Raw genomic sequence first — 8,166 nt, forward strand, 5'->3', positions numbered from 1 at the left:
GCCAGCAATGACGACGTGCAGCGCGCCTATCTCGGACTGTGACGTAAATCCAACCACCATCGACAAGGAGCGACTGTGCGACGTTTAGAAGGAAAGACAGCGTTGATCACCGGAGGCGCCAACGGCATCGGAAAAGCGGCCGCGCTGAGTTTTGTACGGGAAGGCGCCCGCGTGATCATCGCCGATATCGACAAGGAGGCAGCGCAGCGCGTGCAGGAGACGGCTGCGCAGATCGTTCGCGATGCCAACGGGGAAATCCGCGGCGGCGCGCTGGCGGTGCACTGCGACGTCACCGACGAAGCCAGCGTACGCAGCGCCGTGGAAACGGCCGTCGCTCATTACGGCAAGCTCGACGTGCTCTACAACAATGCCGGCGGTTCCACTACCCGGGACGGGACGGTCACCGAAGCTCCTGTGGACGAGTTCTGGCGAGCCATCCGTCTGGACCTTTTCGGCACCTTCCTGTGCTGCAAGATCGCGTTGCCTGAGCTCATCAAGGCAGGTGGCGGCATAGTGATCAACACCACATCCATTGCCGCCATCAAGGCCTTCCCCGGACATGATTGCTATACCGCCGCGAAGGGCGGCGTCAGCGCGCTCACCCGCTCGATGGCGGTGGAATATGCCGCGCACAAGATTCGTGTGAATGCCCTGGCGCCGGCGGTCACGCTGAGCCGCAGGAAGTCGCGAATCTGGCGATCTATCTTGCCAGCGACGAATCGCGCGTCGTCACCGGGCAGATCTTCTCGATTGACAGCGGCGCTTCGGTGAGATGAACCGAAGCGCCTGAACAAGGAACGCGAATGTACGACCGAGTCTTGTCGCCGATCCGTATCGGGGCGGTGGAAAGGTCGAGCCGCAGGAAGTCGCGAATCTGGCGATCTATCTTGCCAGCGACGAATCGCGCGTCGTCACCGGGCAGATCTTCTCGATTGACAGCGGCGCTTCGGTGAGATGAACCGAAGCGCCTGAACAAGGAACGCGAATGTACGACCGAGTCTTGTCGCCGATCCGTATCGGGGCGGTGGAAATTCCCAATCGCATCGTCCGGACTGCGCATGCGACCAATTTCTCCCGCAGCTACATCAACGATGATCTGATCGCCTACCATCTGGAGAGAGCCAAAGGCGGCGCCGGCCTTTCCATTGTGGAGGGGGCGTCGGTGCATGCCTCCTCCACGTTCGCGCTCAGCATCCGCGACGATGCGGCGATCCCGCACATGGCGCGCATGGTGAAGGCGATCGCGCCGACCGGCATGAAGCTGTTCCAGCAACTCTGGCATGGCGGCTATACCGATCCGTCGGCCAGCGGCGGCCTGCCGTGGGCGGTGTCATCGCTGCCGGGCCGCTATTCGGTGGCGCCGCCGATTCCCATGACCACGGATCAGATCAGGGAACTCATCGAAGCCTATGCCAACGCTGCCGTGCGGGTGGAGAAATCGGGCATGCAGGGCGCGGAAATCCTGGCCGGAAACGGCTATCTTTTTTCGCAGTTTTTTTCACCGATCCTGAATCAGCGCACCGACGAGTACGGCGGGAATTTTGAGAATCGCATCCGCGCGTTTCTGGAAACGCTGGGCGCCATCCGTGCGGCGACGTCGGCAGATTTCGTGCTGGGTATACGGATCGGCGACAGCTCGGATCAGCGCATCCTGTCCGCGGAAGACGCCAATGCCATCGCCTTGCACGCGCAAGCCGAGGGGCTGATCGATTTCGTCAACATCACGCACGGCGACTACTACTTTCACGTTGATCGTTACGCGGGAATGGATCAGCCGGCCGGCTATCAGTTGCCGTTCAGCGACCGGATCGGCGAAGGCATCCGCGTGCCGCGCATCATCGTCGGCCGCTACGGTACGCTCGACGATGCGGAGCAAGCCATCAAGACGGGGCAGGCGGACATGGTCAATATTGTCCGCGGCATGATCGCCGATCCCATGCTGGTGGTGAAGGCGAAGCAGGGGCGCGGCACCGGAGTCCGGCCCTGCATCGCCTGCAATCAGGGTTGCATCGGCGGCGTTTTCAGCGGGCGCATGGGCTGCGCCGTCAATCCGGTGGTCGGCCATGAGCAGACATTGTCGGAAGAATCGATCGTCAAGGCGTCCGATCCGCGCAAGGTGCTGGTGATCGGCGGCGGCGTGGCAGGCCTGGAAGCTACCCGTGTCGCGTTGCTGCAAGGCCACCGCGTGACGCTTGTCGAGGCGACTTCCGAACTGGGCGGGCTGTTGAACTACGCCCGCAAGATGCCCAAGCTGCATGCGATCGGCGATATCGCGGGTCTGGCTGGAGCAGGAGGTTTACCGGCTCGGGGCAGACGTCAGGCTGGCGACTTATATGGAAGCCGGCGAAGTCCTCGCCGAAAGCCCGGACGTCGTGATCGTGGCGACCGGATCACAGCCGGAGGAGCTCAGCGCACTCACACAGACTGCCGATCCGGCGGCCCGCATACGCATTGCCCCGGATGCCCGGGTGCTGACCTCGCTGGATCTTGTGATGAACGGAGCGCAGGACCATGGTCGCACCGCGCTGGTGTTCGACGACGTGGGGCACTACGAAGCGATCGGTTGTTGCGAGATGCTGATCGATCAGGGCGTCGAGGTCACTTACGTCACCCGCCATCTCATGTTCGCACCGGCAATGGAGGCTACGGGGCGGACGCAGGCGGCCTTGCAGCGCTTCCATCGCAGCGGCAAGTTCCGGATCATTACGCAGTCGGAGATCGTTTCCGTCGACAGAGGAACTGCCGAAGTAAAACCTCTTTTCGGGATGCGCGCCGAGACCATCCAGGCGGACACTGCGGTGTTGGTCGTGTATCGACAATCGCAGAGCGAGATATGGCATGCGCTGCGCGGACGCGTCCCGCAGTTGCATATCGTCGGCGATGCGTTATCGGCCCGCGATATCCAGCCCGCCATCCGGGAAGCGCATCTTGCGGCGAGGTCCATCGCATAACCGGTCCGGAATCAAATAAAAAAAAGCGCCGATGTTGCCATCGGCGCTTTTCCAGTTCAACAGGAGGCGTCGTCCCGATCAGAAATCCACTTGCGCCGACAGCACGAAGGTGCGGCCGGATGAAGTGCCGACATAACCGTTCTGCATCACCCAGTAGTTCTTGTCGAACAGGTTCTCGATGTTGGCGCGGTAGGTGATGACCTGGCCAGCCGCCTTGGTGATGTAGCGCGCGCCGATATCGGTACGGGTCCAGCCTGGTACTTTCAGGTTGCTGGTGTTGCTGTACAAGGTGGCGCCGGTTCTGGTGATACGGGTGTTCAATGCCAATCCGGTCAGCCATGGCGTATCCCAATCCAGGCCCAGGTTGAAATTGTTCTTCGGCACGGCGCCCAGTTCCCTGCCGTCGCTGGCGCCGCCGGTGGTGTGCGATTGCTCGGTGTCGAAGAAGGTGCCACTGGCGTTGAATCGCAGGCCTCGTACCAGTTCGCCGTACCCCGCCAGCTCAAGGCCGCGAATGCGCGCGCGGCCATCCTGGGTGACGTATTGCAAGCCGTTGATCAGTTGGGTGGAGTTGTTCCGTTGCTCGATCTGGAACACTGCCGCCGTGGTTGTGATGCGGCCCCAGTCCATCTTGGCGCCGGTTTCATATTGTTTGGATTTGGATGGCGGGAATGCCTGGCCTTGGTTCGCATTAGGCGGCTGGACAATGGTGCCTGCCGTCAACGCCGCCGTGTAGTTGGCGTACAGGGACAGATTCGTGATCGGCTTGACGACCACGGCCATTACCGGCGAAATGGCCGTCTTGTTCGAGGTCTGCGCAGCGTCGGTCAGGCTGTGCGTGTAAACCTGTTGACGACGCAGGCCGGCAATAAGGATCAGGCGATCATCGATCAACGACATCGTATCGGTCAGTGCCAGGCTGGTCAGGCGTTGTTGGCTGCGTGGCGTAGGATTGCCGCGCACACCCGTCATGGCCGGCAAGGGCGCCGGGTTATACAGGTTGGAGGCTACCGCTGCGCTCGCTGCTGGATAGAAGTAATCGGTTTGCTGATTGAGCATGTTGGCGCCCGCGATCAGCGTGTGCTTGATGCCGCCTGTGTTGAAGCGCGTGCGCAGGCCAACGTCGGCGGACGTGGAGGTGACCTTCTGGTCATAGTAGCCATTGGTGACGCTGGTCGCTCCCTGCACCGAGGTGATCGTCGCCCGCGGGAAATTTTGCGCCGACTCGGCCACGTGATAGCCCACGGCGCCGTAGGCGGTCAGGTTGTCGTTGATGTCATATTCAAGACGGGTGGCAACGGCCTTGTCGTCCGACTGCAAGGTGTTGCCCGGATACAGGTTGGTCTTGCCCGACGGCGCATCCGGCACCGCAGTGAGGGCAGCCCCCAAGCTGAATTGCGGACGGAAGTTGCGGGTGTCCTCGTGTTGGGTATAGGCATCCAGGCTCCAGCGCACACGGCGACCGCTGTAGTCGAGACCCACAGAACCCATGCTCTGCTGTTGGTTGCTGCCGGACAGGCCGGTGTTGCCGTCGGCGTACAGCGCATTGACGCGGATGCCCCATTCCTGGTTGTCGCCGAAACGACGGCCGATGTCGCCCTTCAGGCCGAATTGAGAATTGGACAGGTAGGTCGCCGTCACGCTGGAGATCGGATCTTCGTGCGCGCGCTTGGAGACCAGGTTGACCGCGCCGCCGACGCCACCGGCCGGACCCATGCCGTACATCAGGGTGCCGGGACCTTTCAGCACTTCGATGCGTTCGACCATGGCGATCGGCATGCGGGTCAACGGCACCATGCCGTACAGGCCGTTGAACGCGACATCGTTGGCCGACATCGTGAAGCCGCGGATCTGGTAGCTGTCGCCGAAGCCGCCGTTGCCGTTGGTGTTGCGCACGGAGGAGTCATTGGCGATCACGTCGCCGATCGCGCGCGCCTGCACGTCTTCGATGCCCTGGGAGGTGTAGTTGGTGGTGCTGAAGGGCGTGTCCATCACGCTGGCGGTGCCGAGCACGCCCAGGCTGCCGCCGCGCGCGACCAGGCCGCCGGCATAGGGCGCGGTGGGATCGGCGCTTTCAGTGATGGTCACGGTGGGCAACACGGCATTGTTGTTGCTGCCGATGGTGGCCACGGACAGCGCATAGCCGCCGTCGGCGTTCTTCACCGCTTGCAGGCCGGATCCCGCCAGCAGGACGGTGAAGCCTTCGGCCACGGTGTAGCGGCCGGACAGGCCGGCGGCCTGGCGTTCATGGGTGATGGCGGGATCGAACGACAGCAGCACGCCGGCACGGCGCGCAAAATTGTTCAGGACGCGATCCAGCGGACCGGCCGGGATGTCATAGGCAAGGCGCTGACCGTCGACGGCTTGCGCTTGCAGGCTGGTCATCGGCATGGCGAAAGCAGCCAGTACAGCCAGCCGGGCCAGGGTCGGGCGGGAAGGGAAGCGGGTCAGGTTTTTCATGGCATGGTTACGGTGATTGGCAAAGGTGCTATCAGGTAAACCGGACGAGTGACGAAAACCTGCAGAACAAAATTGAAATTTTTTGCAGCCGTACTTTTAACTCCGTGCGTCGGCGCGCGGGCGCAGCGTGATCCAGTAGGAGGTGACGGTGTCGATCTGCACCGGCAAGGTCCGGGCAATGGCGGCGAGGATGCGCGCAGGCTGGTCGAGCGGGAACACGCCCGAGATGGTCAGGCTGGCGATGGCCGGGTCGCAGCGCAGTTTGCCGGGCATGCTGCGGTCCAGTTCCGCGACCAGTTCGCCCAGCGGCATGCGGTCGGCCACGATGACGCCGTCGGTCCAGGCCACCGTCTCTTCATTGGCCTGCGACAAGGTCCCGATCAATCCTTGCCGATCGAACAGGCCTTGGCGTCCGGCATCGATGCGGATGGCGCCGTTGGTTCCGGAGGTGCCGGCAGGTTTGAATTCCACCGTGCCTTCGAACACTGCGATCCGCATGCCGGCCACGCTGTCGCGCACCTGGAAGCGGGTGCCCAGCGCACGTGCCTGGCCCAGCCGGGTGTGCACGACGAAAGGCCGATAGGCGCGATCGATTTCCTTCGCGGTGGTGATCAGCACTTCGCCGCGATGCAGGCGCACCAGGCGGGATTGTTCGTCATAGGCGGCGTCGATGGCGGTGGCGGTGTTGAGTTCGACTGCCGTGCCGTCGGCCAGCGTCACGCGGCGGCGTTCGCCGGCTTTGGTCGCGTAGTCGGCCATCAGCGTCCGCCACGGGACGATCTCATTGCCGCCGGCGGCCAACAGGCCGACACCGAGGGCGATACACAGGGATTTGACGGCGAAGCGGCGGTTATGGCGATGGCGGTTGCTGGCGTCGCCGATGCTGCCGTGCGTCAGCGCGCTGGGCAGGGTGGAGACGCGTTCACTCAGGGATTGCAGCCGCTGCCATGCCAGTTCGTGGCGCGCTTCTTCAGCGCGCCAGCGGCGGCAGGCTTCGCGTTCCTGCTCGGTGGCGGCGCCGGATTGCAGCTTCACCATCCAGTCGATGGCGATCGTCACGATATCGCTTCCCGGGGCGCTTGAGTCCGCAATCATGTCAGTCGCCATACTGCACGCGATAACAAGCCATGAAGGCGCGTTTCATGTATTGCTGCACCGAACTCAGGGACACCTCCAGGCGCACGGCGATCTCGGCATAGCTGAGACCGTCCAGCTGGGACAGCAGGAAGGCGCTGCGCACCTTGGCCGGCAGGGCGGCCAGCATGGCGTCGATCTGGTTAAGGGTTTCCAGCACCGCCAGCCGCGCTTCGGGCGACGGCACGTGCTCGGGCGGCAATTGCGCAAGCATCTCAAGGAAGGCGGCTTCCAGCGCACAGCGGCGGAAGTGATCGATCACCAGGCCGCGGGCGATGGTGGCCAGCAGGGCGCGCGCTTCATCAAGGTAGAAGTCGCGACGCGACACCATGATCCGCAGGAAGGTGTCCTGGGCCAGATCGGCCGCCAGTTCCGGGTTGCCGGTCCGGCGGCGCAGCCAGCCCAGCAGCCAGTGATGATGGCCGGTGTAAAGGCCTGCCATGTCTTGGTGGGGGGAATGGACGGCGGCAGTCATGACGACAGAAAATAATGAGAATGGTTCTCATTGTAATCTGCAAACCGCCTTCGCGCCAAGATGCGCGCCGCCGCAGTTGTTTTTTCAGAACAATCCGGTACCGCCGATCAACCTGCCGGGGCGGCGGCTGAAACGAGTAAGTTGCGCAGCTTCAGGTCTGGAAAAAGCGCAACAATTCGCCCGCCACCGCATCCGGAATTTCTTCCGGCATGTAGTGGCCGCTGCCTGGCAGCGTGCCGCCGCGCACGTCGGTCGCGATGCTGCGCAAGGTGGTGACGAGTGCGTCCTTGACGCCATGCTCCGCGCCCAAGGCGAGGATGGGCATGGCGAGCGTCTGTTCGCCGCGGCGGCGGCTTTGTGCGAGTCCCGCCGGGCTGAAGGCGACGCGATAGTAGGACAGTGCGGCGCGCACGGCGCCCGGCGCTGAAAACACCCGCTCGTATTCATCCAGGTCGGCCGGCGTGATGGACCAGCGATTGATCGCCTTGGTGTGGAACAGATAGTTGAGGAAGGCGCGTTCGTGACCTTGCAGCAAGATCTCGGGCAGATCGTCGAGGCGGTTGAACGGAAAGTGCCAGGTCTTGAGATTGGTTTCCTCGGAAGGAATGCCGGGCGGAGGAGGCGGCGTAATGCCGGGCAGGGCGGCATCGAACAACGCCAGCCGCCGGATATCGGCGGGCCAGTCGGCGGCATAGGCGTGGCCTATCCAGGTGCCGATGTCGTGACCGGCAACGTCGAACGGACCGTCTTTGAGCAGGCCCAGCGCGTTGGCGAATTCGTGCAGATCGGCGGCGATCGTCTTCAGGTCGTAACCGGACGCGGGTTTGTCCGAGTCTCCCATGCCGCGCGGATCGATGGCGATGACGCGCCGCCCGCTCGCCGCCAGCAAGGGCATGACCAGGCGCCACGCATACCAGCTCTGCGGCCAGCCGGGGATCAGGAGAATCGGCGGCATCGGGGGGATCGGCACCCCGTTGCTGCCGCCTTCGACGTAATGCAGGCGTACCCCGTTGACGCGGGCGCTGCCGTGGTGGAAGTCGTTCCAGAACGTATCAGGAGAAAATGTCTGCATGCGGATTCCTTCAGGTGAATTGCTGCGGTTGATTATTCAAATAAATAGGAAATGATTGTTTCCTAAATTGGGGG

At 63.1% G+C, this 8,166-nt stretch carries 5 protein-coding genes and 2 pseudogenes; 3 read left to right on the forward strand and 4 right to left on the reverse strand.

Translation table 11 applies throughout. From position 1 onward, the window contains the following. Positions 1-75: 75 nt before the first annotated feature. The 3 genes and pseudogenes from HLUSI_RS28830 to HLUSI_RS34190 all read left to right on the forward strand — a co-directional run bounded on the left by HLUSI_RS28830 (position 76) and on the right by HLUSI_RS34190 (position 2,951). Positions 76-776, forward strand: a pseudogene (locus HLUSI_RS28830) (SDR family NAD(P)-dependent oxidoreductase). 209 nt (positions 777-985) lie between these two features. Then, positions 986-2,155, forward strand: a pseudogene (locus HLUSI_RS34185) (oxidoreductase); the annotation flags it as partial. 178 nt (positions 2,156-2,333) lie between these two features. Continuing rightward, positions 2,334-2,951: a hypothetical protein gene (locus tag HLUSI_RS34190; RefSeq protein ID WP_238534008.1), complete on the forward strand. Its 618-nt coding sequence runs from the start codon at positions 2,334-2,336 to the stop codon at positions 2,949-2,951. 78 nt (positions 2,952-3,029) lie between these two features. Here the strand turns inward: HLUSI_RS34190 and HLUSI_RS0115100 are convergent, their stop codons facing one another. From HLUSI_RS0115100 to HLUSI_RS0115125, 4 genes are all read right to left on the reverse strand, one after another. Further along, positions 3,030-5,411 carry a TonB-dependent receptor gene (locus HLUSI_RS0115100; RefSeq protein ID WP_016834780.1) on the reverse strand — a complete coding sequence of 794 codons (2,382 nt, stop codon included), beginning with the start codon at positions 5,409-5,411 and terminating at the stop codon, positions 3,030-3,032. Positions 5,412-5,507: 96 nt separating this feature from the next. Beyond that, entirely contained in the window at positions 5,508-6,506 is a 999-nt protein-coding gene (locus HLUSI_RS28840) for a FecR domain-containing protein (protein ID WP_050977721.1), read from the reverse strand. Position 6,507: 1 nt separating this feature from the next. Then, positions 6,508-6,987 (reverse strand): sigma-70 family RNA polymerase sigma factor, encoded by a 480-nt coding sequence (locus HLUSI_RS0115120; protein WP_016834782.1) that lies wholly within the window; start codon positions 6,985-6,987, stop codon positions 6,508-6,510. Between the two features lie 184 nt (positions 6,988-7,171). After that, positions 7,172-8,092: an alpha/beta fold hydrolase gene (locus HLUSI_RS0115125; RefSeq protein WP_016834783.1), complete on the reverse strand. Its 921-nt coding sequence runs from the start codon at positions 8,090-8,092 to the stop codon at positions 7,172-7,174. Between the last annotated feature and the right edge of the window lie 74 nt (positions 8,093-8,166).

The organism is Herbaspirillum lusitanum P6-12 (genome assembly GCF_000256565.1).
In the GTDB taxonomy this organism is placed as follows: Bacteria; Pseudomonadota; Gammaproteobacteria; order Burkholderiales; family Burkholderiaceae_D; genus Herbaspirillum; species Herbaspirillum lusitanum.

Excerpts from the sequence above, each read along its gene's own strand:
- HLUSI_RS34190 (WP_238534008.1), top strand. The coding sequence starts at position 2,334 with ATGGAAGCCGGCGAAGTCCTCGCCGAAAGCCCGGACGTCGTGATCGTG.
- HLUSI_RS0115100 (WP_016834780.1), bottom strand. The coding sequence starts at position 5,411 with ATGAAAAACCTGACCCGCTTCCCTTCCCGCCCGACCCTGGCCCGGCTG.
- HLUSI_RS28840 (WP_050977721.1), bottom strand. The coding sequence starts at position 6,506 with ATGATTGCGGACTCAAGCGCCCCGGGAAGCGATATCGTGACGATCGCC.
- HLUSI_RS0115120 (WP_016834782.1), bottom strand. The coding sequence starts at position 6,987 with ATGGCAGGCCTTTACACCGGCCATCATCACTGGCTGCTGGGCTGGCTG.
- HLUSI_RS0115125 (WP_016834783.1), bottom strand. The coding sequence starts at position 8,092 with ATGCAGACATTTTCTCCTGATACGTTCTGGAACGACTTCCACCACGGC.